A 26,121-nucleotide genomic window follows, 5' to 3' on the forward strand; every position below is an offset into this window, starting at 1 on the left:
TATTCACCCTGGCTGAATAAAATTGAGCGTCTGTGGCAATCCTTACATGAAACGGTGACACGAAATCATGGCTGTCAGTATATGTGGCAATTGCTTGAGAAAGTGAAAACGTTTTTAAATTCATGTCCCTACAGGAATAGCAGAGAATAAAAAGAGTGAGTGTATTATAATTATGAAAAGTTATTTAGTTGAACGTCAGGGCTATTGAACTTAATACAATAACTCTTCCTCCATGACTTATTAGTTTTCCATCATCAGATACAACGGAGGAATGAAAGATATGAGTATCTTTTGAAGGTAACGGCAAGAGCACATCCCCAAATGAAGCAATAGTAATACTCGACATAAAATCTCTGTCCTTCTGATAACACTGGCCGTTGCTCAAAGCCTTTTCTGCATAAAAATACGGGCATTCCCATCTGGGAAAGAGGGCACCTCACCAAAAATGCTATAACCATGCTTCAGATAAAAGTCAGGTGCTTGAATCGCCATAGTAAACAGCACCGCCGTATGACATCCACATAGGATCGCTTTTTTTTCGGCCCGTTTCAGCAACATACTTCCCAGTCCCTGCCGACGCAGTTCTTCCGGAAGAAAGAAATAACTAATGAAAAGCACACCCAGAGAGGTACGACCCACCAAGCCACCAACGACTTCGCCTTGCTGGTCATGGACATAGAAATCCAGCGGCTGGTTGTCAGAAATATTGGTTTGTTCCACATTCCATATATCAAGTAATTGACTAATTTTCCCCCGGCTTTCAACATCACCCTGATCGGAACTTTTGATGGAGTGCCCGGAGTCCAGAATATCTCGATTCATGCATTGATCCTGATTGGCCGGGACGATATATCGGCCCGGTTGGTTATATTAAGTTGCCGTACTCGCCAAACGCGTTTCCAGAAATCACTGCTCATAATCACGACCGCGAGCTGTTAGTACAGGTACCACAGGTCTACCATCGGATAATTCGATCCAGAGCCTTAATAAATGGCGCTGGTTGAGTGCATCATCCTGAAACTCCGTGCGGGAATGCAGTGTGGTATAGTTGTTGAGAAAAAGGATTTCTCCAGGCTCAAGCATAAATTCGAGTCTGAACTCTGGGCGGTTACATATTTCATAAAATGCGTGAAGTCCAGCATCAAGTGCGTCAGGGAGAGCTAGTCCCTGAAGTTTTGCTGCTGCTCGCATATAAGCACCGAGACACATAGAGCTCACCCTACTTGACGGCAATAATTCAGGACACATGAAGCAAGATGAGAGGTTTCTTCAAGTGCAGGAATAGAACTGACCTGTGTACCTGTTTCCATCAATGAGCGCTGAAACAACTCAGCGTGAGTGACTTTTCCCTCTCCATTTACCCCCATCTCTTCACGTAAATTTTCCATCAGATGATGAATATCATTGAAGTTATCAATATGGCTGATCAGAGCACACAAAAAGCGAGTAAAGTTACAGTTTGATTTTGTTCACTCACCTTGCCTCTCCTGTTTCTGAAATAAAACGCATCTCTGATCTCTATAACAAGCAGTTCTTTACTAGTAGCAACAGAATAAGTACTGCGGTGCTTATAACCTCTTAACAATCAATGCCAGCGAAAATATACCCGTTATCTTTCAAGTTGCCTCTTTGTTGGCTGCACTCACTCACCCCGGTCACATAGTTACCTATGCTCCCGGGGATTCGTTCCTTTGCCGTCGCGATGCATCTTGAAATCCATAGGGTATAAACATTTCATTGATGAAACCATAAATTATCTTAACAATCATTTCAATAAATTATTAATCACGCAAAGTAATAAATATTCAACTATTTGAAAAATAAAATTAATATCTTTATGGGAGTATGAGTAAGTACCAATATCGCCTAATTTTTTATTGAAATAATTACTAATTAAAATAATTTCCAATAGGTATCAATTGATGTATCTAAATAGATATATGGACACCGACTCGATTCAAGTAGATAAATAAATTTTCTGGCAACGAAGTCGAAAACATATATTCGGCTTCAATGAGCCCGGATGAAAATCGGTACTCTCTGCCCTCATTATTTCAATTGATGCTATACCCGTTATCTTTCAAGCTGCCTCTTTGTTGGCTGCACTCGCTCACCCCATCTTAGTGAAAAATTGTTTCAATCATGGCAGAGTCATCAAGCCATCGATCCTATCTCTGATGAATATCCAGAATTAACGTTACACGACGCCTATCTCATCCAGCAAAAAGTTATTGCTTACCGGTTGGAAACAACTGGAGAGCGAATTGTCGGTAAAAAAATCGGTATCACTAGCCAAGCAGTTATGGATATATTGGACGTCGATCAACCCGATTTTGGCATTCTCACCTCAGATATGCATTACAAAAACAATGCCACTGTACCCATTGAACAATTAATTGCGCCGAAAGCTGAAGGTGAAATTGGTTTTATCCTGAAACACAATCTGTTATGACAAATTGACAGATTATTACCGGAGGAATAAAGAATAATGATCAACGAAGCAATTCAGGCAGCAAATGGCTTGGTAAGCATTGTCCCTCTCTTAGGGGGCAGCACTTCACGCAAAGATTATGATGAGGCTATGAAGCTGGTAGAATATCTGGTCGAGCACCATCCAGATAGTCCGCTGGTCGATATGCTTACAGCTAAAATTGACACATACGAAAGTAATGCGCCAGAGTTTACAGAGTTCAATGAACGTATTACTAGCACACAAAGCGGTGTCGCAATTCTATGTACATTGATGGATCAGTACGGCCTGAATCAGACTGATTTTGAGGATGAAATAGGGAAGCGTTCCCTTGTTAGTCGTATTTTGAAAGGTGAACGTTCGTTAATGCTTGAAGCTATGCGTAAACTCTCAGTTCGTTTTGGCATACCGGTTAGTGTTTTTATTGATTAATTGATAGCAAAACGACACAACCGACAACTGCGGCCATTAAAAAATGCTGGCATTACCCGCGTAGTTGCGGGTTTTTAAATCATCATTCATGCAATTTCCCCTTTCTTCCCTTTTATTGTCTGACGGGCCAGTTGCAGCAATTCGGCCTGTAGGCTCCAGGTTTCTTCCTGCGAATCTTTCAGCGCCGATCGAACCTCTTCCAGTTGCACGGTCAGATGCTCACCGGTAGTGCTGCGGCGGACCACCTCCTCGCGCAGCACCTTCTCACTGTCATTTAAAGTGAGCCTGAGGCCCTTTTCATTGGCTCTTAATGCGAGCAAAAAAGGTCGATGATTGCAAGCAAGCGGCTACCGCTAACTTTCCAGCAACTTCTGCGGTATTAACTAATACAGCCATATTGGCTTTCGCAGAAATTCCATCGGTTTCTCGATCCACCATTCTCATCAAATACTTTGTCAACGAGTTGCCAGCAATATTTTTCTTCTTAGCCTCTAATACAGCTTCCTGTATAATTATATCAATCTTTTGATTATCCAGAGCATCCTCAGGCTTAGTTGGCGTCGTAATTAATACCCCTTTTCCTCCTGGCAGCATCCAATTTATCTCAATAGCTTTGGCAATGACGGCAAGTTCATCAAGACGCTGTGGGCTTTTGAATCCGCTGGAACGGCAATAGAATGCAGGAAAATCATCCGACTGATGGGAGATGACTGGCACATTCCATGTCTCCAAAAACTCCAATGTTAATCCAATATCGAGGATATTTTTTGCACCAGCACATACGACAGCAACTCGGGAACGCGTTAACTGAGTCAAGTCTGCTGATATATCCATACTCGCCTCTGCCCCTCGATGTACCCCACCAATACCCGCAGAACAGAAGAATTTAATACCCGCTATTTCTGCTGCAAGTATTGACGATGCCACAGTGGTCGCCCCCATACCGCCACTCGCTAACACGACCGGAATATCTCGACTCGTGACCTTTGGAACGTGAGATGCTGTCGCAAATTTTTCAATTTGCTCATCTGACATTCCAATCAAAAATTCCCCCTTATCTATTCCTATCGTTGCGGGTATTGCCCCACTTTCACGAACAGCCTGCTCAACATTCTTAGCTGTTGTGACATTATCCGGATAATCCAAACCGTGAGTAATCACATTAGATTCCAGAGCAACAACAGGCTTTCCTGATTCAAGTGCTTCTTTTACCTCAAGGCTGAATTTAAATGGAACCTTATTGCTGATATTCATACTATATACCTTTTAATTTTTTTGATATTATCGACTAAATACTGAACCTTGCAGATTATATTTCTATATCGCTGGTAATTTTAAAATTAGATTATTTTCTCAATCTCAGCAACACCTTCACTTTCCAACAGTTGATAGTGATCCGATATTAATTCAATTATTTTAGGCGACATTGATGAAATCACATCCGATTCCTCGATAAATGAATCATTATCTCTATTCGCCTTGAAAATAGTTATAGGTGCCTTTAGGTGTCTGTGATAAAGCTCATCAACACTGTACTTGAAATCATAAGTCAAAGTCACAATCCTAACGATACGTTTTACTAATGATGGTTCCAAGTTTTTAAAACGACTACATATAAAGTTAATAAATGTCGTTTCACTATTTACTTGTTCTAAGCAAGTTTTAACCATTGGGCTGTTGATTGAACGAGAAAATACAGAAAAAAGTATTTTAACAAAAGCCGGATTAGTAAATTCAGCGCCTTTATCCATATATTCCGCTTGCTTCATATCAAGATGAGGAGACCCCGGAGCCAATAAATTCAATGCGTTAACTTCTTCTCCCGCTTGTTCAAGCTGGTATGCAACTTCAAATGCTACTCGGGCACCAAATGAATATCCCCACAATATATATGGCCCTTCTGGCTGTATTTTCTTTATCTCTTTAATATCCTCTTCTGCCATTCTCTGGATAGAAGAAAACGGTATTTCACTCTCGTTTATCCCATATGCCTGTATTCCATAAAATGCCCGATCAGGAACGACTTTATTAGCAAGCAATCTCAAACTCATAGGATATCCGCCCAAACCCGGCCAACAGTAAATGGGGTCTTTGCTTGCCTGATTCAATAAAATTAATCTTGATATTGTTTTAGAGTCTGTCTGTTCAATCCACTTAGCCAATTCTGCTATATTAGGAGATTGAAAAAGTATCTGTAACGGAAAACGAATATTAAAGGCCGCATTGATCTTATTAACCATTGCAACGGCCATCAAAGAATTACCCCCACTTTCGAAAAAATCATCGAGGGCAGATACTGAATCCCATTTCAGTACTTCCATCCAAATTTTTCCAAGCCTTATTTCAGTATCTGTATGTAATGGCACCAATAGACGCTGTGTTGAAACATTCTCCACGGCTTTAGATTCTGATAAAGATTGATAATCCACTTTTCCATTGGCCGTCAAGGGTAATTTATCGAAAACTAATACCTTATTTGGAATCATATATTGAGGGAGTTGTTGTTGAAGATCATCTTTAATGATTTCAACTGGCCCTTTCATATGAACAACATCTTCTTTCATGCCTTCACACATATATTGCGCTTGGCTAATACCCCCACCTATGCAGAAATAAAATGCCGCCATAGGTCTATCAAGTGCATTGAGAATAGATCGCATCCTTTTCGCCGAAGGTAAATCGTTATTGCTCTTCGAACTGTAACCAGATGACATTAATCCAATATACAATGGATTACTTTGTAACGCATGTAACCGACGACCCAGTGTTATATAATAATGCCATTCAGGGACACAGCGTGGAATAATTGACACGCCAAAACTGGAGCGATCATAAACTTGCTGATTAATCGCAATAACATCCTTTTTTCGGACAATATCATCACTTATTCGTACAAATTCTCCGTTAGAAAAGTGATATAAACCACACGGCATCTCAGGTATTTTATGGGCATGTGTTTGTAAATAAATATCAGTCTCAAATGGCGGCAATCCATGTTCATAGCTACATATTTCAAATGCACCAAGATAATAATCCTGAATATCACCATCATACCAATCTGGACATTCATCTTGATATTCACTTTTACCAATACTCAAGCCAATTTCCGGTAATACGTCATCAAAAAGACCCATCATATGGCCCGCTTCCATTTCCAGAACTTCTTGTATATTGTTCTTATAAACGGGCTCAATGGCTTCATGCTTGCCAATAAAATGCACTTTTATCGTTGGCATTTGCCGACGACTCAATGTTGAAATTTTTATTAACTTATGTGTCACTGGATGATAATAGTAAATCCCCGCATCCAAACCGAGAACATTATGCAATTCAAAATACATTTGTGTCGCATAGAGAGCACCCGGTGAAGCATAGGCATATTTGGGCAATAAACGTTGATGGCTGGTAAACTGACCAAAATAACGCAATGCATAACCGAAATCATTCAGGGTTAGATGACTCAGTGGCAAAGAGCTAATTTCATTCGATTGAGTGGCTGTCAGCAATTTTTTTAATTTCTCTACCGTTATTTCTGTTCCCTCAAAATAGCGATATGTCTTGCGCCTAAATGCATATTCTCTCTGTTTTATCTCCCCTTCTTGATAAGGAAGTAAGAATGTAGGACGATTTTCACATAACTCTTCACTTCGACAACCAGAATTAGAAAGTTGGGCTTTCACCTGTAGTTTATCGGCTTTTGATTTGTGATGTGAGCTACTATTACCTTGATCCATCAATGCAGCTTCTTTCTCATCTAATTCCACACACGCGATGAGATTTTGGAAACCCGTTCTGGCATCCTTCTTAATTAACATTGCCGCCGTCTTTATCCAGCTATGTTCTTCAATCGCATGGCGTATTTCATCAAGCTCAATACGGTAACCTCGTAATTTGACCTGGCTATCAACCCGACCAACAAAATAAGTATTACCATCAGCCCCTCTGGTTACCAGATCTCCCGTTCGATATAACCATTGATGTTGAGTTCCTGATACAAGGTGATTACAAATAAATTTATCTTTTGTCATTTCTGGTTTATGCAAATAACCACGTGCTAATTGAGCACCCGAAATATAAAGCTCGCCAATTTCGCCAACCGCCACAGGTAATCTATCATCATCAAGAACGTAGTATTCGGTATTATCTACAGGTGCACCAATCGAAATAGAGGTTTGATAATTCGGCAAAGTCTCATTTGTCACCCGGAAAAATGATGAATTAATCGTACATTCTGTCGGGCCATATAAATTGATTAATTCACAGTGAGTAAAACTATTCAAAAATTGCGTGGCTAATTTGGTTGTCAGTGCTTCTCCCCCACTGAATACTTGAGTCAGTGATAAGCAATCCAAAAAATTAGGATTATCCAGTAACGCTTGTAGCAAAGTAGGAACACATTGCAAAGTCGTTACTTGATGCTGAAGAATGGTTTTAATAATTGCATCCGGATCGCGATAGCAACCTAAAGGACCCATAATCACTTGACCACCAATTGCAGGCGCTAGAATTTCCCATTGAGCCGCATCAAAACTCATTGGTGTTTTCTGTAAAATCCGGGAGTGACATCCTAATTTGAACGCTTTTGCAAGAAATCTCATTTGATTTACAATACTGTGATGTTCAATCATCACTCCCTTTGGCTTACCCGTGCTACCAGAGGTATAAATAATATAAGCCAGACTAGTGGGTTTAGGAACTTGAACTGTGCCCAGAATATCTTCTATTGTTCGTGTTTTTATCGTCAGAGCGACATCTTCTGGTGTCATAATTAATACTGATTTTGGTGCAATGTCCTGTAGCTGTGCTTTTAAGTGCGATTGCGTAAAAATCACATCAATACCAGAATCTTCTATCATATATTTGAGGCGTTCAGTTGGATAGTCAGGCGATAACGGCAAATAAGCTTTATCCGCTGACAAAATACCCCATGCACCACAAATTAAATCTATAGAAGGATCACAAAAAAGCCCAATACCCACCGAATTCTTTGAGCTAATTTCTGACAGACAATACCCAATCTCTTTCACCCTCAAATAGAAATCAGCGTAACTGAGAGATTCTTCTTGATCAATAACAACATATCCATCTGCCTGGTGCTTAAGTTGACTCTCAAGCATATTCATCAATGTTATTGCTTCTTCTTTAAGATAAACATCATTGATTGAGTCACATTGTGTAATATTATTTTCTAACATTTTCGATAACTTTATATAATAATAAAATGAATATCTCCGTAGTTAAAAATGACATTTTATCTACGGAATTATAAGTGCCTTTTTGCTCATGATTTATGACTTATATTTTATTAAAACCATACAATCAGTTAAATTCAACAAAGACATACCTTTCGAGGCAGATTAATACCCTTACCAATTACATTATTCAATGCTCTCCGAAAATAAAACGGTTATTATTCTCCACGGTAATACTGGAGTATTTTTTTGTAGTTTCGTGATAAAATTCATCTCATCACGATATGGAATTATCAATCAATTAATTCATTATTCTTTAAATATTCCAATATTATTCAATTGGTGCTTCTTCGAAAGAAGGAGGAAGCAAAGGAGTACTTGTAAATTGACTGGATGCTGCCCTATAAATAGTTAAACCCTGTTCTTTCCACAATTGATTCATCACATAAACCAGTTTCGGATTATGTTCTTCCTCTTCCTCTAATGCCCTGGCAATAATATGCGACCACTCCTGTTCCCAGACAGGATAAGTCATTTCGTCTTGCCTGAATGAATAAGTCTGATTAAGCGCCGAAAATTTGGCAGGCTTCGATAAATCAGTTGTTGAAAACAGAATGCACAACATGCCAACCCAGTAACATTTAATAATATTTTTACTTTCCTCAGCCGGTAAACGTGAAGCGATATTTTTCATTGCAAACAACGAGGTAATCAAATGAAGAAACAAAAAATCACCGGGTTTAGCGAGATAAATTAATGTCACGACATAAAATAACTGCGCCCAACTTTCTTCTACATTTTGCGTCTCAATCCAAACCGGCAAACGGTATATTTCTGGGTGACCTTGCATTAAAATACGTGCAATACGATATTGAAGACCAGATCTTTTTAATTCAGGATGTATTAAATCAGTATCGGCCAGATCTTCATTATCAATCAACGAATTCACCCAATCGGTCAATTCTGCTCTCCTCTGCTCCCACAGTGTTGAAATTCGCAATATAGAATCAAAAGCATTCTTATCGTTTAGCGAACTATCAATAAAAGCGCGTTCTGAATGGCAAGGAACGTACGAGAATGCCATGTAAGCAAGTCCTTCAATAATCATCCACGGGTGATTAATATCCAATGCCCAACCTAAATGAATGGTACCGTGAGTTAATGCACCAGCCCACCCAGACAAAAGCGTTGGCATATATTCTTGTAATACTTGTTCAATCCCTTTCTGTTTAATTTCTTCTTCAAAATAATCACAGTAAGAAGAATAACTTGTTCGCTTACCCAAGAAATGTTTCCAGTTCGAACTATCTACCACGTGCTTTAATGTTTTAGGGGGTTCCAGCCCCATACCATAAGGCGTCAATTTAACATAATTATCATAATAGTCTTTAATTCTGCTAGCACTGATCCCTAAACCATGTAGTGCTATAACAGCATGTTTAATGTGATTCGTCAGGTGACCGTTAAATTCAATGTGATATGAGCGATCATTAAGTAGTTTATTAATCATTTTTTTACCCTACCCTTATTTTAACTCAGTTGTTTTTCTAGTGAGATAAATTCCAATTAACACAAACAGTACTCCAACAATTTTTACCAACCCGGGCGTCATCCCCTGATATAGCCAATCAAGTAGTACCGCTGATAACATTTGCCCGGCAATAACAAGGACAGCGGCATTCATCGCCCCTAATTTAGGAAAAATATAGCTACTGACTGCTACAAACAAAGCGCCAAACACCCCACCCATATAAGCCGCGGTTGGGATAATGCTAAAATCCCATTTATTCCATTGCCAGCTCGATAAAAGTGTTAATATCACTGTTAAGAGAAAAAAACCACCTATATGATTCCAAAGCGAAGCACCAAAAGAACCTATCGAGACACTTAACTGCCCATTAATCGTCCTTGTCGCCGCGATAAATATGCCATTTAAAAAGGCAATAAAAATCAAGCTCAGCATTAGTTACTTCCCCCAAATAGAATTAATATACTGCCAAATAGAACAAAGAAAATCACATAAAAATCTTGTATCACTATCTTTCTTTTTCTTGTTCCTAAAAGCCCAAAGTGATCAGCAACCAGACCAAAAATTATTTGTCCAACTAACCCTAATGAAATTGTACTGGATAATGGTAGTCCACCATTAATAGCAATAGCCGCCAGCACAACGGTAAATGCACCAGGAATACCACCAAGATAAAACCATATAGGAATATTTGATTTCTTATGTTTACTTGCATCTATTTCTTTCCTAGAAAAGAGCTTAGATACAATAATAAACAATATCAAAGCAACAATCGCGCCAATGCCATGAGCCACCCATGATGCAAAAAAGGGTGTTGTACTTTCCGACAGTATACTATTGGTGTAAATCATCAACGTCAGTAGACTTCCACCAATAACTGCCAGTAAGATATTTCTTATCGTATTAATCATTTAAGTATATTTTCCTCAATAATACGAAGTACGTCATCAAAACAATTAGCTATCCAAGTTGGCTTGGCTTCTTTCAACATATCGACATTATGTATACCATATGTCACCGCTATTGATCGCAGACCAACGGCATTTGCCATATGAATATCGTGAGTTGTATCACCTACCATAACTGCCATCTCTGGTGTAGCACCGTAATATTCCAAAATTTTCCTTCCTGATTCTGGATCAGGTTTAGGTTTTGAAACGTGATCAGCACCAATTACCTCATCAAATACAACGTCTATACCAGCAGCCTGAAGTAATGCTGTTGCACTTGCGGTAAATTTGCTGGTCGCTACAGATAATTTTACTCCCTTTTTATTTAAAGAGATTAATCCATCTTCAACACCAGGAAATAATAATTCCTTTGCTTTCGGCAGAATACATCGACGATACTGTAATTGATATTGTTCAACAGCTTTAGCGATTAACGCCTCTTCAGGCGATATATTCAAGAGCGTTGCAAATGCTTTCTCTAAGGGCAGACCAATTGTAGTACAGATGTTTTCATTTCCTACCAATGGAATGTTTAATCCCTTAAAAACAGCATTGAATGTTTCCACTATTGCGCGAGAAGTATCAAACAATGTACCATCTAAATCGAAAATGATTATTTTATTCATTAAAAAATACCTTTAAAAAATCATTAATTATAAAATAATTTAATAACCTGGAGACTTAATCAACAAATCTTCTTTAAATTTAATTTCAGGAAAATAAACCTCTTCATTCCATTTGGCCTTTTCGATCGGCTCTAATGAAATGGAAATAACATCCTCTTTACAACCAAACGCTTTTTTTACCACCTTCGTCAATTCTAAAGATAAGATATCTTTATCTTCTTGTAAGAGGTTAGCAGGAAAATGTTTTATATTAATATGTGGCATATGTCATCCTTTTATACCCGTCATCTTTCAAGTTGCCATAGGGTATAGATTTAAAAAATAATTAATCTAATTTTATTATATCGCATTCACGATGGTTTATACGTTCCAAAATATCGATCACCAAAATCACCTATGCCAGGATTCATAAAAGCATCTTTATTAAGCCCATTCTCTATTGAAGAGGTAATCAGTTTAATTGTCGGGTATGATGTCATGATTCTATTAAGACCAACAGGAGAAGAAAGAAAATTAACAACAATAATATTATCTTCAGGTACTTCTCTTTCTTTTAATAAATCGATAGCCTTAGCTAATGATCCTCCTGTAGCCAACATAGGTTCAAAAAGTAAAATAGTTCTCTCCGCAATATCATCAGGTAAGTTCGAATAATAATAATGAGGAAGTTTTGTTAATTTATCCCTTTGAATAAGAATTTTTCCCATTGGGGAATCAGGATACATTCTTCGATACTCGCCCTCTATACTTTCTCCCGCACGTATTACCGAAACACCACAAAGCTTAGTATTTAAAATCGCTCCATTATAAATATCCCCAATTGGGGTTTGAATATTATGAGAGGTATAAGGTAGCAACTCAGATGCTGCCTCTAATAATAAACGAATGATACGATCAGAATAAAATACAAACTCCGATTGTTCGGCTTTACGATTACGCGCTTTTGTATGCAAAGAAGTCAAATATTGACTTTTCGGCAAAACATGCACGTTTTTATAATTCTCCATTATAACTCCAACTCATATTTATAGATAAATGTTATTCAGCCGTACTTGGTCTCAAATAAACCCGTGACAATTAACGTGCCTATTTAGATCATCACATATCGATTAAAAGATAAACTCTCATATCCATTCTCTTAATGCAATAGGTCGAATCTACAGAATATTTTATATACTACTGCTTTATTGTTTAAATAGTTGTATTTAGCAACAAAATCAAAAATAGGTTATTAAATTCAAGCCATATTTTCAGACTTGTCTTATTTCTCTATAAACCTTTATATGGAACCCTAATCTGACTTGTCAGAAAAATAAAAAATAGACCCGTTATCTTTCAAGTTGCCTCTTTGTTGGCTGCGATGACCGAACATTAAACCTACATAATGTAACAATTTCTTATAGTTAATATATACCCGTCATCTTTCAAGTTGCTTCTTTGTTGGCTGCACTCACTCACCCCGGTCACATAGTTATCTATGCTCCCGGGGATTCGCTCCCTTGCCGCCGCGATGCATCTTGAAATCCATTGGGTATAATAAGATAATATATTTTGCCGAATAAATTGCAGAAAACTATTATAGCTCTTACCAGAATCATCAAGAAATGCTAAAGTTGAAGGATATGAATATTTCAAATGAGCATGCCATATGATCCAGGAAAAACGTGTTATTCGTCGAATCCAGTCTGGTGGTTGTGCGATCCACTGCCAGGATTGTAGCATTAGCCAACTGTGTATTCCTTTTACCTTGAATGAACACGAGCTTGACCAGCTTGATAATATCATCGAGCGTAAGAAACCTATCCAGAAAGGGCAAACGTTATTTAAAGCGGGCGATGAGTTGAAATCTCTTTATGCTATCCGTTCTGGCACCATTAAAAGCTACACCATCACCGAAGAAGGTGATGAGCAGATTACAGGTTTCCACCTCGCAGGGGATTTAGTCGGTTTTGATGCTATCCTCAATACTCAGCATCCAAGTTTTGCTCAGGCTCTGGAAACATCAATGGTCTGTGAAATTCCGTTTGAAACACTTGATGATCTGTCCGGCAAAATGCCTAATCTCCGCCAGCAAATGATGCGCTTGATGAGTGGAGAAATTAAAGGCGACCAAGAAATGATACTGCTGTTATCTAAGAAAAACGCGGAAGAACGGTTAGCCGCGTTTATTTATAATCTCTCTCGTCGTTTCGCTCAGCGGGGTTTCTCACCAAAAGAATTCCGTTTAACTATGACCCGCAGTGATATTGGTAATTATCTGGGTTTAACGGTTGAAACTATTAGTCGTCTGCTTGGGCGTTTCCAGAAAAACCAAACTCTCGGTGTAAAAGGTAAATACATCACGATTGAAAACATGGATAAGTTGTCTGAGTTAGTCGGAAAAAAATCTGTTTCAATTACCTAATCTTAAAACCAGATCACCTTATTTTGTTGATCTGGTTCTCCTCTAACCTGTTCGGTTTGCTTATATTGGTTTATCTTTAGTATTGAAGCGTGAGTATTGAAGCGTGTTTTGTCTAGCCTCTGTGAGGATACCATTATGGCAAACTATCAAAACCTTTTAGTTGTAATTGACCCAAGTCAGGACGATCAACCGGCATTAAGGCGTGCAGTTTATATCGTGCAACGTAACGGTGGCCGGATTAAAGCTTTCTTGCCCATTTATGATCTTTCTTATGAGATGACCACCTTACTCTCCCCAGAAGAAGGTAGTACTATGCGTAAAGGTGTTACCAGCCAACGCACGGCCTGGCTTAAACAACAAGCGTATTACTATCTGGAAGCCGGTATTGATATTGAAATAAAAGTGGTATGGCATAATCGACCTTATGAAGCGATTATCCAAGAGGTCATTACAGGTAATCACGATTTACTTCTGAAAATGACGCATAAACATGACAAGCTAGGCTCCTTGATTTTTACCCCACTTGACTGGCAATTACTCCGTAAATGTCCATGTCCAGTATGGATGGTAAAAGATCAGATCTGGCCGGACCAAGGCTCGGTTGTAGTCGCGGTCAATTTATCCAATGAAGAATCATACCACCATGAATTGAACCTGAAATTGGTTAAGGAAACTCAGGAACTGGCAAATCAAGTCATGAAAAATCCGGAAATTCATTTGGTCAGCGCTTATCCTGTCGCACCACTGAATATCGCTATTGAGCTACCCGATTTCAACCCAAGTGTCTATAACCATGCTCTACGTGGCCAGCATCTTATTGCCATGAAAGAATTGCGCCAAACATTCTGCATTGATGAAAAATATACTCATATCCATGAAGGATTACCGGAGAATGTTATTCCCCAAATGTGTGATGAGATGAATGCGGGCATTATTGTTCTTGGTATCCTCGGCAGAACTGGGCTGTCCGCTGCTTTTCTGGGAAATACCGCAGAACATGTGATAGACCATCTTAAATGTGACATTCTGACAATCAAACCTGATGGTTTTGAATGTCCAATTAAAGCCGCTAAAGAGTAATAGGATGATAATCATCTATTTGGCGATAAAACCCGAAACAGATTTTCGTCCCAGTTTTTATCGCCAGATAAACGGTTCAGGCAGTGTCACACCGAGGATCTCCTCACGAGCTATACGCCAGAAAAGACGAATACCCGCTTTAACTTGATAAGTTTCTTTTCCCAATACCTTAAAGATTAGACCACACTGATGAGGTAAACGACTGGTACCACTCGCTATACCTGTTTCAGCATCGTACTGAGGAGCCATCCGCGCCAGAATACGATCGTGATGAAGCTGAGGTGTCAGCAAGATCACATTGCCAAATACATGAAACGGCCCCATCACCCCCACACTGTTCAATGACTGCTTTTTGGGCTCCAGTACATAACGCTCTGTAAACAATATCTTGCCATCAAAATCAGTTGCCGTAATACGTGATGAGTAAACATCAAATTTAAACCCCTGATCAGCAAGGTAGTATTTGCGACCGGACATAATAATTTCAGAATAAATCAGGGTGGCAGTCGGATGGATGGTTATTTGAGTATCGGTAATAAACCGAGAGCCGCTGTGAGGTATTACCGGATCGGGCATCATTTCCAGATAGCCTCCCTGCTCTATCTGGATAGTTTGTACTTGCGCTGCGTAGTTATTTTCCATCGAATGAATCTTAGTCGCCGATTGGGTAGTGACATGACCAAACGCCTCTGGAGCGACATGAATGTCCAGCGCCAATCTATCCCCTTGCAAGATACATCCCGATGTGGAGATCATAAATACGCACGGCATCTGCGGCAGTGCCTCATCCCAATACAATGCCCGCTGGACCAAATAAGGAACCCGACGTTTCATTTGTGCCAAAATGCTGCGATCACCACGCCGGGCAAATCCCAACCGTAGATAACCACTTTTACCGACATCACCGCTTGCCATCTGGGGCGGTTCATCCTGAAATCGTGCAAGTTCCGGCGCGTTGACACCAAGATTATTTGCCTGTTGACACGCTTCTCCAATATTTTGTGGCAAGCGGGTGAAAGTCATTGTGTCGCCTGTAATGAATGGGTAAACAGGAAATCACGCATGATCATATTTACCAACGTTTCAACACCCTCACCGGTTTTGCAATTGGTAAGGATATAAGGACGCTGACCACGTACAACTTGAGTGTCATGCTCCATCACCGCCAGACTGGCACCAACATAAGGCGCTAAATCAATTTTGTTGATCACCAGAATATCGGCCTGTACCAAACCCGGACCGTTCTTACGCGGAATTTTCTCCCCTTCAGCGACATCAATCACATAAATATAAAAATCTGCCAACGCCGGACTAAAAGTGAGTGTCAGATTATCACCACCACTTTCAATCAACACAACGTCGCTGTCAGGAAAACGCGCTTCCATCTCCTCTACCGCAGCAATATTCATACTGGGATCTTCACGCACCGCGGTATGAGGACAAGCACCGGTTTCCACACCAAGTATCTTTTCTTCATCCAAAATGCCTTTCAAGGTACGTTTAACCTGTTTAGCATCCTCAGTGGTAACAATATCATTGGTGATAATCAGAGGTTTTATTCCGCGCTGAATTAAGATAGGGGTGATCACTTCAATAACGGCAGTCTTGCCTGAACCCACCGGACCGCCAATACCAATTCGGGTAATTTTTTTCACAAGGATTTCCTCATACGATTAAGAGGGGGTTAAAAGCGATATCAGAATCAAGTTAATTACTGAACAACCGGGTAAATGCGCTAACGTGCAATGCCGCCAGAACATCGGTCATCGGTGCATAAGATGTCATCTGTTCAATCCCTCCCTTTTCCGCCTCATCACAAAACAGTTCAATATCTTGATTCAATGAGAACAAGATACGTTGAATGTCAATATGGGTAACACGCATCAGGCGTATAGCCGCGCTGAGTATCGTCATTGCAACGCCATATTGATGCATGACGATCACTTCACGTGGAGCCGCACCCAATGCACTCATGACGACCGCCAAAGTAATCGGATAGGTACCGGCGGCAATATCGCTCTTTATTTGTGCTAACCACCATGCAATTAATGACTCACCGGTGACTTCAACCGCCATTTCCGCTAACTTTTTCCCCATCCGCGTGACCATAGTGCGACTTTCTTCATTTAATTTTCGGTTAAATATCGCCCAATCATGGGAGATAGCCGCATCATGCTGCCCACTATTTAGCGCCTGACACGCAGCCATTACCGCGCGGCCATCACTACTCACCGCCTGTAACAACGCTGTACGCGTAAAGTCGCTTAATGTTGCCACGTCATATACGATTTTGCTCTGAATGGCCGATTCCAAACCGTTTGAGAAAGAAAATGCGCCAACAGGCAGTACTGAATCCGCAAACTGCATGATTCTGATTAAGCGGAGAGCATTCATTTTAGTTTGATCACATGCTGGTTCAGAAATGTATTATCGACATGAACGTGTGTCGCGGAATCCTCTGCACCACCGAATAACAGGCGAGCCTCTGAGTTGTTAAGAGAAGGCAATATCTCTTCACCTTTAACAAAGGAGTAAGGCAATGCATGAAAACCGTGGGTTTTCATGACTGAATCCATAACCTTAGTTGATACTGTCAGCGGAATATAAATCTGATTATGTTTAATCACTGATTTCCAATGCTGGTTACCTAAAGCATGACCAAGTTCAAAGCTCGTTTTCATTACCGTCTCTACATCTAATGACAGCAATGATTTCAGGTGAATAACCATCACATCACGCAAGCTCATTTGAACAATAACTGCCAGTCCTTTAGCTTCGTCCCACAATAAAACGTCGCCATCAGACAATATCTGATGACGGTCAAGGGAAATACCCAAATCCAACCCGTTAAGGGTGGATTTACGACAACGGCTTTTTTGCGCTTCCCATTGCGAAAGCACCAAGATATCTGGCGAGATCCCTTGCAAGCGATCTCGCCAGAAAACATCCTTTTTGGCATTACCAAGAATCTGTTCAATAACAATCATAAGATAATCCTCTGAACGCATGGATCGGTTAATCCGGCCAGAAAAATATTCTCTGACCGGCAGCAAAAAATAGGTTAACTAAAGAAATAGCGCTGATTGAGCGCGACTGTCCTGACCGGTTTTACTGTGGCATATTCACCATTCACCCTGACGGCAAAGGTTTCTGCATCCACTTCAATCGTGGGCGTTTCAGCATTACGCACCATATCTTTCTTAGAGATAGCCCGGCAGTTGTGCACTGCCATAACTTGGCGCTCCAAACCAAGGCTCTCTTTTACCCCCAGTTCCATTGCTGCTTGGGATACAAAAGTGACACAGGTTTCCTGAAGAGTTTTGCCCAATGCGCCAAACATCGGACGATAAAATGTCGGTTGTGGTGTCGGCAGTGAAGCATTTGGGTCCCCCATCACCGCCCAATTAATCATCCCGCCTTTAATGACCAACTTAGGTTTTACACCAAAAAAACGTGGCTCCCACAGCACAAGATCCGCCATTTTTCCCACTTCAACTGAACCGAGCACATGGCTTATTCCCTGAGCAATAGCCGGGTTAATCGTAATTTTGGCGACATAACGTAATACACGGAAGTTGTCGTTATGTGCTGCATCCTCCGGCAACTTGCCACGCGCCGCTTTCATGGCATGAGCAGTTTGCATCACACGCAACCAGTTTTCTCCCACCCGCCCCATAGCCTGAGAATCACTGGAAAACATCGACAGTACGCCCATATCGTGCAAAACATTCTCCGCCGCAATGGTCTCTGGACGTACACGGCTTTCCGAAAATGCAACATCAGCCGGCACTTTGGGATTAAGGTTATGGCAAACCATAATCATATCAAACAATTCTGCCTGGCTATTGATACCGTAAGGCAGGGTAGGATTAGTCGAACTAGGCAACACATTCATCTGGCTGGCAACTTTAATGATATCCGGTGCATGCCCGCCACCGGCGCCTTCGGTGTGGAAAGTATGAATGGTGCGACCTTCAAAAGCATCAATGGTATCCTCAACATAACCACCTTCATTCAAGCTATCGGTGTGCACCGCGACTTGGATATCCATTTCATCCGCTACGCGTAAGGCATTACGCAATGCGGAGTTAGTTGCGCCCCAGTCCTCATGCACTTTCAACCCGGCAACACCCGCTTTGATCTGCTCAACCAGCGGCATAGCCACCGCAGCATGGCCTTTTCCCAAAATACCTACGTTAACCGGTAAACTCTCAAAAGCACGCAGCATGCGGTGGATATGCCACGGACCAGCGGTAACAGTAGTGCCGTTAGTGCCATCAGTGGGACCAACACCACCGCCAAAGAAAGTCGTCACACCATTGGATAAAGCATGTTCAACCTGTTGAGGAGAAATAAAATGAATATGGGTATCAATGCCAGCAGCCGTGAGGATGAGATGTTCACCGGATATCGCATCAGTACTAACACCAACTACCATACCGGGGGTAACACCATTCATCATGTTAGGATTACCACTTTTACCTATCCCGACAATGCGTCCCCCTTTTATGCCGACATCCGCTTTAATAACACCTTGCCGGGCATCCAAAATAGTGACGCTGGTAATCACCAAATCCAAGACGTTTTCGCTGGTCATTCGGTTATCCGCACCCATACCATCACGCAGCGATTTGCCCCCGCCATAGACCGATTCATCACCGTAACCGCGCAGATCTTTTTCAATTTCAATAAATAGATTGGTATCACCCAAGCGGATCTTATCGCCAGTCGTCGGGCCAAAAAGACCTACATATTCCTGCCGGGAAATGGTTGGCATAGTTTATTCCTTTGTTCGAAAGATTTTCCGACGTTCGTCAACTCTACCTTGAATTTATTCGATTCTACTACCCGGCATGTAACCAGGTTGTCTCCACAGGCTCATCAATAGCAACCGGACTTTTACCCGCCCAACCATCGACTAAATTATTAAATCCATAAACGTTTTGTTTCCCACCAATCGGGATTAATGACACTTCGATTTCATCACCGGGTTCAAAACGAATAGCAGTTGTTGCTGTGATATTAAGTCGTTTACCAAACGCAGCCGCACGATTAAATTGCAACGCTTTATTTACTTCAAAAAAATGGAAATGAGATCCCACCTGAATAGGGCGATCACCTGAATTACGAACTCTTAATTGAATAACCGGACGATCTTCATTAAAGGAGATCGGGTCTTTAGCCAGAATATACCCCCCCAACGGAGTAACATCTTCTTTATTATTTTTTTCCATCGGAAAATCTCCACGTTAAGACGTGAGTCAAGACATAAGTTAATATTTTGTCTAGATAATTTTTCCTGCTATTTACAATTTGCTTCAACAATTATTGAATGGGGTCATGCACCGTGACCAAACGACTACCATCAGTAAATATTGCTTCAACCTGTACATGCGGAATAAGATCAGCAACGCCATCCATCACATCCTCTTTAGTCAGAACATGCCTGGAATCATCCATCACTTCTTCCAATGTTTTCCCCTCTCGGGCACCTTCCAATGCAGCCGCAGTAATAATTGCGACGGCTTCAGGATAATTGAGTTTTAAACCGCGAGACTTACGCTTTAATGCGACATCAGCCAGTGTATATACCATGAGTTTTTCGATTTCCCTTGGTGTTAATTGCATAAAACCCCCTAATCGTCGCGATGCATCCTGAAATCCATTGGATATAGAACTTAATACAATTTTTCCAACAGACTTTATTCAAAAGCTGCTGTCCCTATCCGAATATTGATTTATACCCGTCATCTTTCAAGTTGCCTCTTTGTTGGCCGCACTCACTCACCCCGGTCACATCGTTATCTATGCTCCCGGGGATTCGCTCCCTTGCCGCCGCGATACATCTTGAAATCAATAGGGTATAGATAATCTTTTAGTAAAAAATCTTTGACACAAAGAGCATAATATGTCAATTAAGATCATTCTTCTCAATACAGGTTAGTCCTCTTACCTCTTATTTAAGTTTATCCAAAGTAATATTACAAGCTGATTAGTATGCCCCTACTTAGTGAAAAAATTATAGGTCATGAAGTCAGAAAATACTTACTGTTTTTTTTGACTTCTAGCAATCACCCGTAAGGCGGGTTTTACATTTACAGATTTACAGGTATTCCATATATGAATAATTCAACGGATAAAAAACGTGCTGTATCTCTTCTGGTTGTTTTGATTGCCGCCAACATATTGGCTTGGGTTTGGGCATTTATCGCTTTCCGTCATCATGCGGTTATGATGGGAGCAGCCCTGTTGGCTTACGGTTATGGACTGCGCCATGCAGTCGATGCTGATCATATTGCCGCAATTGATAACGTCACCCGTAAATTGATGCAACAGGGTAAATCACCCATTGCCGTCGGCGCTTTCTTTTCTCTTGGGCACTCTACCATTGTTATTCTGGCCTGCTTCGCCATCGTTCTAACCTCTATGGCGTTTAAAGATCAAATGGGCTGGGTTCATGACTATGGCGGCATTGTTGGTACCTTAATTTCTGCCTGCTTTCTGCTAGCAATAGCCCTGATTAATTTACTGATATTAAAAAGCGTCTATCAGAAGTTTCAGGAGATCAAACGTGGCAGAAATCTGGCTAAAAGTGATTTAACTACACTAGAAACGACGCCGGGGGGGATCATGACGCGCCTGTTTCACTCGGTCTTCCGGCTGGTAAGCAAAAGCTGGCATATGTATTTGGTCGGTTTTCTGTTTGGCTTGGGTTTTGACACCGCTACCGAAGTTGGGCTATTAAGTATATCTGCCGCCGGTTCTCTCAGTGGACTTCCTCTGTGGTCGTTGATGGTATTCCCGGCGCTATTTACCAGCGGTATGGCGCTCATTGACTCACTGGATAATTTTGTGATGGTGGGAGCCTATGGTTGGGCATTTTCCCAACCGACACGCAAACTCTACTACAACATGACCATTACCGCGGCTTCCGTTGCCGTAGCGCTGTTCATTGGTGGATTGGAAGCACTTGGACTTATTGCTGAGCAATGGGATTTGCACGGCGTTTTCTGGGATACCATTGGGACATTAAACGATAACATGGGCAATGTTGGTTTTTGGGTCGTCGGAATTTTCATTCTGTTCTGGACCTTATCAGTGATGAATTATCGCTGGCGGGGGTACGATACGCTGGAAATTAAATAACAAACGCAGAACTCTTCACATAACCGTGCGATGTATTACATCCTGAAATGTTGTTATGCTCGCTATCTAATGATAGCATTTGTGTTACTAGTGATATCATTGTGAGAAAGGTTATGCATAAACAAACGAAACAGACAATAACCCTTCGCTTAGATGAAGGGTTAAAAACACGCATTAAAGCGTTGGCTGACACGCAAGGCATTTCTGCCCATTCGCTTATGGTACGTTCAATCGAAAGTGAAATTGATACTTTGGAGGCCAGACAACAATTTTTACGTGATGCCGAAAACGCTTGGTTAGAATATGAAGCCACCGGTTTACATTTAACTGGCAGTGAACTTTGTAATTGGCTGGATGCGATTGTACGTGGCGAGGATAAGGAGCCACCTGAATGCCATCTGTAATAGTCACTCCCGCAGCAACAAGGGATATAAATCGTCTTATTGATTTCTTATATCAACGCGATACAGTTGCTGCGAAGTCGGCACTTAGTATCATTAGCAAACACATCCAAGCACTGGAATCTAACGTCTTATCTGGACGGCCAACAGAAATTTATCCACTCTTTGAGTTAATTATCCCTTTTGGTGGTACAGGCTATATATTGTTATACAGAGAACTTCCCGGAAGTAATACGCGTTACATTTTGGCTATCCGTCACCAGCGAGAAATCAACTATAAGCACTAACTTAAGCATTAATAACTAGTGAACCGAAAATTAAGTAAATAACGGATGTAATCTCTGTCTCTCAATCAAAATATGATTGAGAGACAGCAAAACCCAACCCGAGTTTTGTAAATTACAACGATAAAAAATCACAGTGCACGCAGGATTTCCTCTACACTCGCCTTCGCATCACCGAACAACATTTGGCTATTGTCTTTAAAGAACAGTGGATTTTGCACACCAGCGTAACCTGTGTTCATGGAGCGTTTGAACACAACAACATTTTGTGCTTTCCAAACCTCCAGAACGGGCATACCCGCAATTGGGCTGTTGGGATCTTCCTGTGCCGCAGGGTTAACGGTGTCGTTAGCACCAATAACCAGTACGGTATCGGTATCAGAGAAATCATCATTGATTTCATCCATTTCCAGAACAACGTCGTAAGGCACTTTTGCTTCTGCCAACAGCACGTTCATATGCCCAGGCAGACGTCCCGCAACGGGATGAATACCAAAGCGAACATTGACTCCCTTCTCCCGCAGTTTGGCTGTGATGTCATGTACCGGATATTGCGCCTGTGCAACAGCCATACCATATCCCGGCGTGATGATAACAGAAGTTGAGTTTTTCAATAGTTCAGCAACGTCTTCCGCTGTGGTTTCACGGTACTCACCCATTTCCTGATCATCACCGGTTGAAGAACCATCCGTACCAAACCCGCCGGCAATCACACTGATAAAAGAGCGGTTCATGGCCTTACACATGATGTAAGAGAGAATCGCCCCCGAAGAACCAACCAGTGCACCCGTTACAATCAACAAATCATTGCTCAACATGAAACCCGCTGCTGCTGCGGCCCAACCCGAATAAGAGTTCAGCATTGAAACCACCACTGGCATATCCGCACCACCGATGGAAGCAACCAAATGCCAACCAAATACCAATGCAATTGCTGTCATAAGCAATAACGTGAACACTTGCAGCCCTGTACTGTCCGTTTTCACAAAGGTAATCAACAGCACAAAGGAGATCACAAGCGCGGCAAGATTTAATTTATGACGATTTGGCAACATCAACGGCTTAGAGGAAATTTTTCCACATAATTTACCAAATGCCACAACAGAACCGGTGAAGGTAATCGCACCAATGAAAACCCCTAAGAAGACTTCTGTTAGATGGATATTTTCCATCACAGGTTCTGCAAAACTATCGTGAGCAATAAAGCTATTAAAACCGACCAACACGGCGGCTAAACCAACAAAACTGTGCAGAATAGCAACCAGCTCCGGCATTTCAGTCATTTCAACTTTATTTGCCAGACGAATACCAATCACCGCACCGATCACCATCGCCAGAATAACCCAGACAACACTTCCGGTATCAGGCCCGAAAATAGTTGCAATCAATGCGATTGCCATTCCGGTGATACCAAAAATATTTCCGCGTTTAGAACTTTCATGACGAGATAAACCTGCCAGGCTGAAAATAAATAAAATGGCGGCAACAATATAAGCTGCTGTAACGACTCCACTCGACATTAGTTACCCCTTAGTCCTTACGAAACATTTTCAGCATACGTTGAGTGACAGTGAAGCCACCGAAGATATTAATGCTGGCAATAAGAACGGCAATAAATGAGAAGAAACTTACCCATCCACCATCACCAATTTGTAATAACGCCCCAACGACAATAATCCCCGAAATGGCATTAGTGACCGACATTAACGGTGTATGCAACGCATGGCTGACATTCCAGACCACGTAATAACCCACCACACAAGCCAGCGCGAAAACAGTAAAGTGAGATAAGAACTCTTTTGGCGCAACATTGGCTAACCAACCGAACAAGATAACCGCCAATGCCAATAAACCATATTTCAACCAAGGTGAAACGGGTTTCGCCGCTGGCTTTTCTGCTTTAATTGATGCCGGTTTTGCCTGCGGCTGGGCCGAAACTTGAATGGGTGGTGCCGGCCAGGTCATTTCGCCCTCTTTGACAACTGTCACGCCACGAATAACAACATCGTCAAAATCAATATTGATTTCGCCATTTTTCTCTTTACACAGTAATTTCAGCAAATTAACCAAATTAGTGCCGTAGAGTTGTGAAGATTGTGTTGGCAAGCGACTTGGCAAATCTGTGTAACCAATAATTTTCACACCATTTGCAGTAATCACCAATTTATCTGCTTGCGTTAATTCACAGTTTCCTCCGGTCTGAGCGGCCAGATCAACAATCACGCTACCCGGCTTCATGGATTCAACCATCTCTTTGGTGATAAGGCGTGGAGCTGGTTTTCCCGGAATAAGTGCCGTTGTCACAATGATGTCAACTTCTTTTGCCTGTTCAGCAAAAAGCGCCATCTCCGCTTTAATGAAGGCTTCGGACATGACTTTTGCATATCCGTCACCACTACCGGCCTCTTCTTCAAAATTCAGCTCAAGAAACTCTGCCCCCATGCTCTGAACTTGTTCTTTAACTTCAGGACGAGTATCAAATGCACGAACAACCGCACCCAAGCTGCCCGCTGCACCCACAGCAGCTAAACCCGCAACACCGGCACCAATAATCATCACCTTGGCTGGCGGAACTTTTCCTGCCGCAGTAATCTGACCCGTAAAGAAACGACCAAATTCGTGAGCGGCTTCAACTATTGCACGATAACCAGCAATATTTGCCATAGAACTCAATGCATCCAGCGACTGTGCTCTGGAAATACGCGGCACTGAATCCATCGCCAACACCGTGACTTTGCGGTCTGATAACTTCTGCAATAACTCAGGGTTTTGCGCTGGCCAAACAAAACTAACCAACGTACTCCCTTCTCTCATTAATGCTATTTCATCATCCTCAGGAGCATTAACCTTTAAAATAATATCTGAACGCCAGATATTATGACGATCAGTAATTTCAGCACCTACTTGTTGGTAAGCACTATCCTCAAAGCTGGCTAAATGCCCTGCTCCACTCTCAACAACGACATTAAATCCCAATTTCAGCAGGTGTTCCACGGTGTTCGGTGTGGCTGCAACACGTGCTTCATTGGCAAGTCGCTCCTTCGGTACACCAATACGCATAATGTTCCCTTCCTAAAGCCTAAGATTAATGATGATTATTGCTTGCTACAGTCAATTTAGCGACTAAATTAACTTTATTACTGCCATCAGTGAAATCTATCAACAAATATTTTGATAACCAACTGAAAATATTATCGGCGACCGATCGCTAATGGGTAAAAAATGACTAAAATATCCTGATATTCCCACATTGTCACATTATTTTCCTGCATTTGAAGATAGAGGATAAAATTCGGCTCGCTGGTTAGCGATGTAAAGCGTGTCAGGTCCGCCTGTAAAGATAAAAATAATCTGAAGTGGAGCGATGTTTTCATCGGGTTTATGAGGTTAAAGGGGAGTGGATTCGTTCCAATGGGTACTGGTGGCTATGAAAATAATGTTTATGCCTACACGCTGACTATCTCCTGTAACCATTGTGATGATTCTATTTATGATGCGGAGAAAACTTATCATTCTGATTGAGTTTTGGTGACCGCCTAAACGGCCACCTTTAATGGAATAACGATTATACAAAATCGTACACAGAGTCGAGATTTTAATTAAAATCC

30 protein-coding genes and 2 pseudogenes are annotated in these 26,121 nt (G+C 41.3%); 9 read left to right on the forward strand and 23 right to left on the reverse strand.

What is annotated here, in order from left to right:
* Nucleotides 1-150, forward strand: a pseudogene (locus AACQ38_RS12335) (IS630 family transposase); the annotation flags it as partial.
* Between the two features lie 231 nt (nucleotides 151-381).
* On the opposite strand, the gene AACQ38_RS12340 reads toward AACQ38_RS12335, so the two are convergent.
* The 3 genes from AACQ38_RS12340 to AACQ38_RS12350 form a co-directional block, all read right to left on the reverse strand.
* Nucleotides 382-822, reverse strand: coding sequence for a GNAT family N-acetyltransferase (locus AACQ38_RS12340; protein WP_113049495.1), 441 nt, complete (start codon nucleotides 820-822; stop codon nucleotides 382-384).
* A gap of 84 nt (nucleotides 823-906) precedes the next feature.
* Nucleotides 907-1,191 (reverse strand): TauD/TfdA family dioxygenase, encoded by a 285-nt coding sequence (locus AACQ38_RS12345; protein ID WP_445260624.1) that lies wholly within the window; start codon nucleotides 1,189-1,191, stop codon nucleotides 907-909.
* A gap of 23 nt (nucleotides 1,192-1,214) precedes the next feature.
* A complete protein-coding gene (locus tag AACQ38_RS12350) occupies nucleotides 1,215-1,388 on the reverse strand; it encodes a hypothetical protein (RefSeq protein WP_157852050.1) in 174 nt (57 codons plus the stop codon).
* A gap of 743 nt (nucleotides 1,389-2,131) precedes the next feature.
* Here AACQ38_RS12350 and AACQ38_RS12355 point away from each other — a divergent pair.
* Entirely contained in the window at nucleotides 2,132-2,452 is a 321-nt protein-coding gene (locus tag AACQ38_RS12355; protein WP_229008934.1) for a 2-keto-4-pentenoate hydratase, read from the forward strand.
* A 36-nt stretch (nucleotides 2,453-2,488) separates the two neighbouring features.
* A complete protein-coding gene (locus AACQ38_RS12360) occupies nucleotides 2,489-2,902 on the forward strand; it encodes a helix-turn-helix domain-containing protein (RefSeq protein WP_207631857.1) in 414 nt (137 codons plus the stop codon).
* Nucleotides 2,903-2,988: 86 nt separating this feature from the next.
* Here AACQ38_RS12360 and AACQ38_RS12365 read toward each other — a convergent pair whose 3' ends face one another.
* The 10 genes from AACQ38_RS12365 to AACQ38_RS12410 form a co-directional block, all read right to left on the reverse strand.
* Nucleotides 2,989-3,147 (reverse strand): hypothetical protein, encoded by a 159-nt coding sequence (locus tag AACQ38_RS12365; protein ID WP_165578261.1) that lies wholly within the window; start codon nucleotides 3,145-3,147, stop codon nucleotides 2,989-2,991.
* A 52-nt stretch (nucleotides 3,148-3,199) separates the two neighbouring features.
* Nucleotides 3,200-4,156 (reverse strand): pseudouridine-5'-phosphate glycosidase, encoded by a 957-nt coding sequence (locus AACQ38_RS12370; RefSeq protein ID WP_165578262.1) that lies wholly within the window; start codon nucleotides 4,154-4,156, stop codon nucleotides 3,200-3,202.
* An 86-nt stretch (nucleotides 4,157-4,242) separates the two neighbouring features.
* Nucleotides 4,243-8,097, reverse strand: a complete 3,855-nt coding sequence (locus AACQ38_RS12375) for an amino acid adenylation domain-containing protein (protein WP_165578263.1) — start codon at nucleotides 8,095-8,097, stop codon at nucleotides 4,243-4,245.
* 328 nt (nucleotides 8,098-8,425) lie between these two features.
* Nucleotides 8,426-9,604, reverse strand: a complete 1,179-nt coding sequence (locus AACQ38_RS12380; RefSeq protein ID WP_011146439.1) for a questin oxidase family protein — start codon at nucleotides 9,602-9,604, stop codon at nucleotides 8,426-8,428.
* A 15-nt stretch (nucleotides 9,605-9,619) separates the two neighbouring features.
* Nucleotides 9,620-10,057, reverse strand: coding sequence for a DMT family transporter (locus AACQ38_RS12385; RefSeq protein WP_165578264.1), 438 nt, complete (start codon nucleotides 10,055-10,057; stop codon nucleotides 9,620-9,622).
* Entirely contained in the window at nucleotides 10,057-10,533 is a 477-nt protein-coding gene (locus AACQ38_RS12390; RefSeq protein ID WP_165578265.1) for a DMT family transporter, read from the reverse strand. The genes AACQ38_RS12385 and AACQ38_RS12390 overlap by 1 nt, the downstream gene beginning before the upstream one ends.
* Nucleotides 10,530-11,198 carry an HAD family hydrolase gene (locus AACQ38_RS12395; RefSeq protein WP_011146436.1) on the reverse strand — a complete coding sequence of 223 codons (669 nt, stop codon included), beginning with the start codon at nucleotides 11,196-11,198 and terminating at the stop codon, nucleotides 10,530-10,532. Before AACQ38_RS12395 ends, AACQ38_RS12390 begins: the two co-directional genes overlap by 4 nt.
* A 39-nt stretch (nucleotides 11,199-11,237) precedes the next feature.
* Nucleotides 11,238-11,462, reverse strand: a complete 225-nt coding sequence (pptA, locus tag AACQ38_RS12400; RefSeq protein WP_011146435.1) for a tautomerase PptA — start codon at nucleotides 11,460-11,462, stop codon at nucleotides 11,238-11,240.
* Nucleotides 11,463-11,548: 86 nt separating this feature from the next.
* The gene (upp, locus tag AACQ38_RS12405; RefSeq protein ID WP_011146434.1) at nucleotides 11,549-12,205 is read right to left on the reverse strand and encodes a uracil phosphoribosyltransferase; all 657 of its coding nucleotides are present in this window, start codon (nucleotides 12,203-12,205) and stop codon (nucleotides 11,549-11,551) included.
* A gap of 370 nt (nucleotides 12,206-12,575) precedes the next feature.
* The gene (locus AACQ38_RS12410) at nucleotides 12,576-12,833 is read right to left on the reverse strand and encodes a hypothetical protein (RefSeq protein WP_165578266.1); all 258 of its coding nucleotides are present in this window, start codon (nucleotides 12,831-12,833) and stop codon (nucleotides 12,576-12,578) included.
* 13 nt (nucleotides 12,834-12,846) lie between these two features.
* On the opposite strand from AACQ38_RS12410, the gene AACQ38_RS12415 reads away from it, so the two are divergent.
* Both AACQ38_RS12415 and uspE read left to right on the forward strand, forming a co-directional pair.
* The gene (locus AACQ38_RS12415; protein ID WP_011146433.1) at nucleotides 12,847-13,602 is read left to right on the forward strand and encodes an FNR family transcription factor; all 756 of its coding nucleotides are present in this window, start codon (nucleotides 12,847-12,849) and stop codon (nucleotides 13,600-13,602) included.
* Nucleotides 13,603-13,737: 135 nt separating this feature from the next.
* Nucleotides 13,738-14,682 (forward strand): universal stress protein UspE, encoded by a 945-nt coding sequence (uspE, locus tag AACQ38_RS12420; protein ID WP_165578267.1) that lies wholly within the window; start codon nucleotides 13,738-13,740, stop codon nucleotides 14,680-14,682.
* Between the two features lie 57 nt (nucleotides 14,683-14,739).
* On the opposite strand, the gene AACQ38_RS12425 is transcribed toward uspE, so the two are convergent.
* The 8 genes from AACQ38_RS12425 to AACQ38_RS12460 all read right to left on the reverse strand — a co-directional run bounded on the left by AACQ38_RS12425 (nucleotide 14,740) and on the right by AACQ38_RS12460 (nucleotide 20,539).
* Nucleotides 14,740-15,705 carry an urease accessory protein UreD gene (locus tag AACQ38_RS12425; protein WP_165578268.1) on the reverse strand — a complete coding sequence of 322 codons (966 nt, stop codon included), beginning with the start codon at nucleotides 15,703-15,705 and terminating at the stop codon, nucleotides 14,740-14,742.
* Nucleotides 15,702-16,337, reverse strand: coding sequence for an urease accessory protein UreG (gene ureG, locus AACQ38_RS12430; protein ID WP_011146430.1), 636 nt, complete (start codon nucleotides 16,335-16,337; stop codon nucleotides 15,702-15,704). Before ureG ends, AACQ38_RS12425 begins: the two co-directional genes overlap by 4 nt.
* 52 nt (nucleotides 16,338-16,389) lie before the next feature.
* Nucleotides 16,390-17,076: an urease accessory protein UreF gene (locus tag AACQ38_RS12435; RefSeq protein WP_011146429.1), complete on the reverse strand. Its 687-nt coding sequence runs from the start codon at nucleotides 17,074-17,076 to the stop codon at nucleotides 16,390-16,392.
* Complete coding sequence (gene ureE / locus AACQ38_RS12440; RefSeq protein WP_058589084.1) at nucleotides 17,073-17,669, reverse strand: urease accessory protein UreE; 597 nt, start codon at nucleotides 17,667-17,669, stop codon at nucleotides 17,073-17,075. The genes AACQ38_RS12435 and ureE overlap by 4 nt, the downstream gene beginning before the upstream one ends.
* 74 nt (nucleotides 17,670-17,743) lie before the next feature.
* A complete protein-coding gene (locus AACQ38_RS12445) occupies nucleotides 17,744-19,459 on the reverse strand; it encodes an urease subunit alpha (protein WP_058589081.1) in 1,716 nt (571 codons plus the stop codon).
* Between the two features lie 67 nt (nucleotides 19,460-19,526).
* On the reverse strand, nucleotides 19,527-19,916 hold the full coding sequence (locus AACQ38_RS12450) for an urease subunit beta (protein WP_011146426.1): 390 nt from the start codon (nucleotides 19,914-19,916) through the stop codon (nucleotides 19,527-19,529).
* Nucleotides 19,917-20,007: 91 nt separating this feature from the next.
* A complete protein-coding gene (locus AACQ38_RS12455) occupies nucleotides 20,008-20,310 on the reverse strand; it encodes an urease subunit gamma (protein WP_011146425.1) in 303 nt (100 codons plus the stop codon).
* Between the two features lie 94 nt (nucleotides 20,311-20,404).
* Complete coding sequence (locus AACQ38_RS12460) at nucleotides 20,405-20,539, reverse strand: hypothetical protein (RefSeq protein WP_255563009.1); 135 nt, start codon at nucleotides 20,537-20,539, stop codon at nucleotides 20,405-20,407.
* Between the two features lie 263 nt (nucleotides 20,540-20,802).
* Between AACQ38_RS12460 and AACQ38_RS12465 the strand changes: the two genes are divergently transcribed.
* The 3 genes from AACQ38_RS12465 (at nucleotide 20,803) to AACQ38_RS12475 (ending at nucleotide 22,516) form a co-directional block, all read left to right on the forward strand.
* Nucleotides 20,803-21,828 carry a HoxN/HupN/NixA family nickel/cobalt transporter gene (locus AACQ38_RS12465; protein WP_165578269.1) on the forward strand — a complete coding sequence of 342 codons (1,026 nt, stop codon included), beginning with the start codon at nucleotides 20,803-20,805 and terminating at the stop codon, nucleotides 21,826-21,828.
* Nucleotides 21,829-21,941: 113 nt separating this feature from the next.
* Entirely contained in the window at nucleotides 21,942-22,232 is a 291-nt protein-coding gene (locus tag AACQ38_RS12470; protein WP_036806311.1) for a CopG family ribbon-helix-helix protein, read from the forward strand.
* On the forward strand, nucleotides 22,220-22,516 hold the full coding sequence (locus AACQ38_RS12475) for a type II toxin-antitoxin system RelE/ParE family toxin (RefSeq protein WP_011146423.1): 297 nt from the start codon (nucleotides 22,220-22,222) through the stop codon (nucleotides 22,514-22,516). Before AACQ38_RS12470 ends, AACQ38_RS12475 begins: the two co-directional genes overlap by 13 nt.
* Before the next feature lie 128 nt (nucleotides 22,517-22,644).
* Here the strand turns inward: AACQ38_RS12475 and pntB are convergent, their stop codons facing one another.
* Both pntB and pntA read right to left on the reverse strand, forming a co-directional pair.
* Nucleotides 22,645-24,033: a Re/Si-specific NAD(P)(+) transhydrogenase subunit beta gene (pntB, locus tag AACQ38_RS12480; RefSeq protein WP_011146422.1), complete on the reverse strand. Its 1,389-nt coding sequence runs from the start codon at nucleotides 24,031-24,033 to the stop codon at nucleotides 22,645-22,647.
* Nucleotides 24,034-24,043: 10 nt separating this feature from the next.
* Nucleotides 24,044-25,573 carry a Re/Si-specific NAD(P)(+) transhydrogenase subunit alpha gene (gene pntA / locus AACQ38_RS12485; protein ID WP_011146421.1) on the reverse strand — a complete coding sequence of 510 codons (1,530 nt, stop codon included), beginning with the start codon at nucleotides 25,571-25,573 and terminating at the stop codon, nucleotides 24,044-24,046.
* A 251-nt stretch (nucleotides 25,574-25,824) separates the two neighbouring features.
* Between pntA and AACQ38_RS24095 the strand changes: the two are divergent.
* Nucleotides 25,825-26,002, forward strand: a pseudogene (locus tag AACQ38_RS24095) (DMSO/selenate family reductase complex B subunit); the annotation flags it as partial.
* Between the last annotated feature and the right edge of the window lie 119 nt (nucleotides 26,003-26,121).

Source organism: Photorhabdus sp. RW14-46 (genome assembly GCF_963887965.1).
GTDB classification, from domain to species: Bacteria; Pseudomonadota; Gammaproteobacteria; order Enterobacterales; family Enterobacteriaceae; genus Photorhabdus; species Photorhabdus laumondii.

Coding starts and splice junctions, on each gene's coding strand:
- pptA (WP_011146435.1), bottom strand. CDS start 11,462: ATGCCACATATTAATATAAAACATTTTCCTGCTAACCTCTTACAAGAA.
- AACQ38_RS12415 (WP_011146433.1), top strand. CDS start 12,847: ATGATCCAGGAAAAACGTGTTATTCGTCGAATCCAGTCTGGTGGTTGT.
- AACQ38_RS12450 (WP_011146426.1), bottom strand. CDS start 19,916: ATGGAAAAAAATAATAAAGAAGATGTTACTCCGTTGGGGGGGTATATT.
- upp (WP_011146434.1), bottom strand. CDS start 12,205: ATGGAGAATTATAAAAACGTGCATGTTTTGCCGAAAAGTCAATATTTG.
- AACQ38_RS12340 (WP_113049495.1), bottom strand. CDS start 822: ATGAATCGAGATATTCTGGACTCCGGGCACTCCATCAAAAGTTCCGAT.
- AACQ38_RS12360 (WP_207631857.1), top strand. CDS start 2,489: ATGATCAACGAAGCAATTCAGGCAGCAAATGGCTTGGTAAGCATTGTC.
- pntB (WP_011146422.1), bottom strand. CDS start 24,033: ATGTCGAGTGGAGTCGTTACAGCAGCTTATATTGTTGCCGCCATTTTA.
- AACQ38_RS12435 (WP_011146429.1), bottom strand. CDS start 17,076: ATGAATGCTCTCCGCTTAATCAGAATCATGCAGTTTGCGGATTCAGTA.
- AACQ38_RS12465 (WP_165578269.1), top strand. CDS start 20,803: ATGAATAATTCAACGGATAAAAAACGTGCTGTATCTCTTCTGGTTGTT.
- AACQ38_RS12455 (WP_011146425.1), bottom strand. CDS start 20,310: ATGCAATTAACACCAAGGGAAATCGAAAAACTCATGGTATATACACTG.
- pntA (WP_011146421.1), bottom strand. CDS start 25,573: ATGCGTATTGGTGTACCGAAGGAGCGACTTGCCAATGAAGCACGTGTT.
- AACQ38_RS12385 (WP_165578264.1), bottom strand. CDS start 10,057: ATGCTGAGCTTGATTTTTATTGCCTTTTTAAATGGCATATTTATCGCG.
- AACQ38_RS12375 (WP_165578263.1), bottom strand. CDS start 8,097: ATGTTAGAAAATAATATTACACAATGTGACTCAATCAATGATGTTTAT.
- AACQ38_RS12350 (WP_157852050.1), bottom strand. CDS start 1,388: ATGGAAAATTTACGTGAAGAGATGGGGGTAAATGGAGAGGGAAAAGTC.
- AACQ38_RS12380 (WP_011146439.1), bottom strand. CDS start 9,604: ATGATTAATAAACTACTTAATGATCGCTCATATCACATTGAATTTAAC.
- AACQ38_RS12445 (WP_058589081.1), bottom strand. CDS start 19,459: ATGCCAACCATTTCCCGGCAGGAATATGTAGGTCTTTTTGGCCCGACG.
- AACQ38_RS12345 (WP_445260624.1), bottom strand. CDS start 1,191: ATGCGAGCAGCAGCAAAACTTCAGGGACTAGCTCTCCCTGACGCACTT.
- AACQ38_RS12390 (WP_165578265.1), bottom strand. CDS start 10,533: ATGATTAATACGATAAGAAATATCTTACTGGCAGTTATTGGTGGAAGT.
- uspE (WP_165578267.1), top strand. CDS start 13,738: ATGGCAAACTATCAAAACCTTTTAGTTGTAATTGACCCAAGTCAGGAC.
- AACQ38_RS12395 (WP_011146436.1), bottom strand. CDS start 11,198: ATGAATAAAATAATCATTTTCGATTTAGATGGTACATTGTTTGATACT.
- AACQ38_RS12425 (WP_165578268.1), bottom strand. CDS start 15,705: ATGACTTTCACCCGCTTGCCACAAAATATTGGAGAAGCGTGTCAACAG.
- ureE (WP_058589084.1), bottom strand. CDS start 17,669: ATGATTGTTATTGAACAGATTCTTGGTAATGCCAAAAAGGATGTTTTC.
- AACQ38_RS12475 (WP_011146423.1), top strand. CDS start 22,220: ATGCCATCTGTAATAGTCACTCCCGCAGCAACAAGGGATATAAATCGT.
- AACQ38_RS12470 (WP_036806311.1), top strand. CDS start 21,942: ATGCATAAACAAACGAAACAGACAATAACCCTTCGCTTAGATGAAGGG.
- AACQ38_RS12370 (WP_165578262.1), bottom strand. CDS start 4,156: ATGAATATCAGCAATAAGGTTCCATTTAAATTCAGCCTTGAGGTAAAA.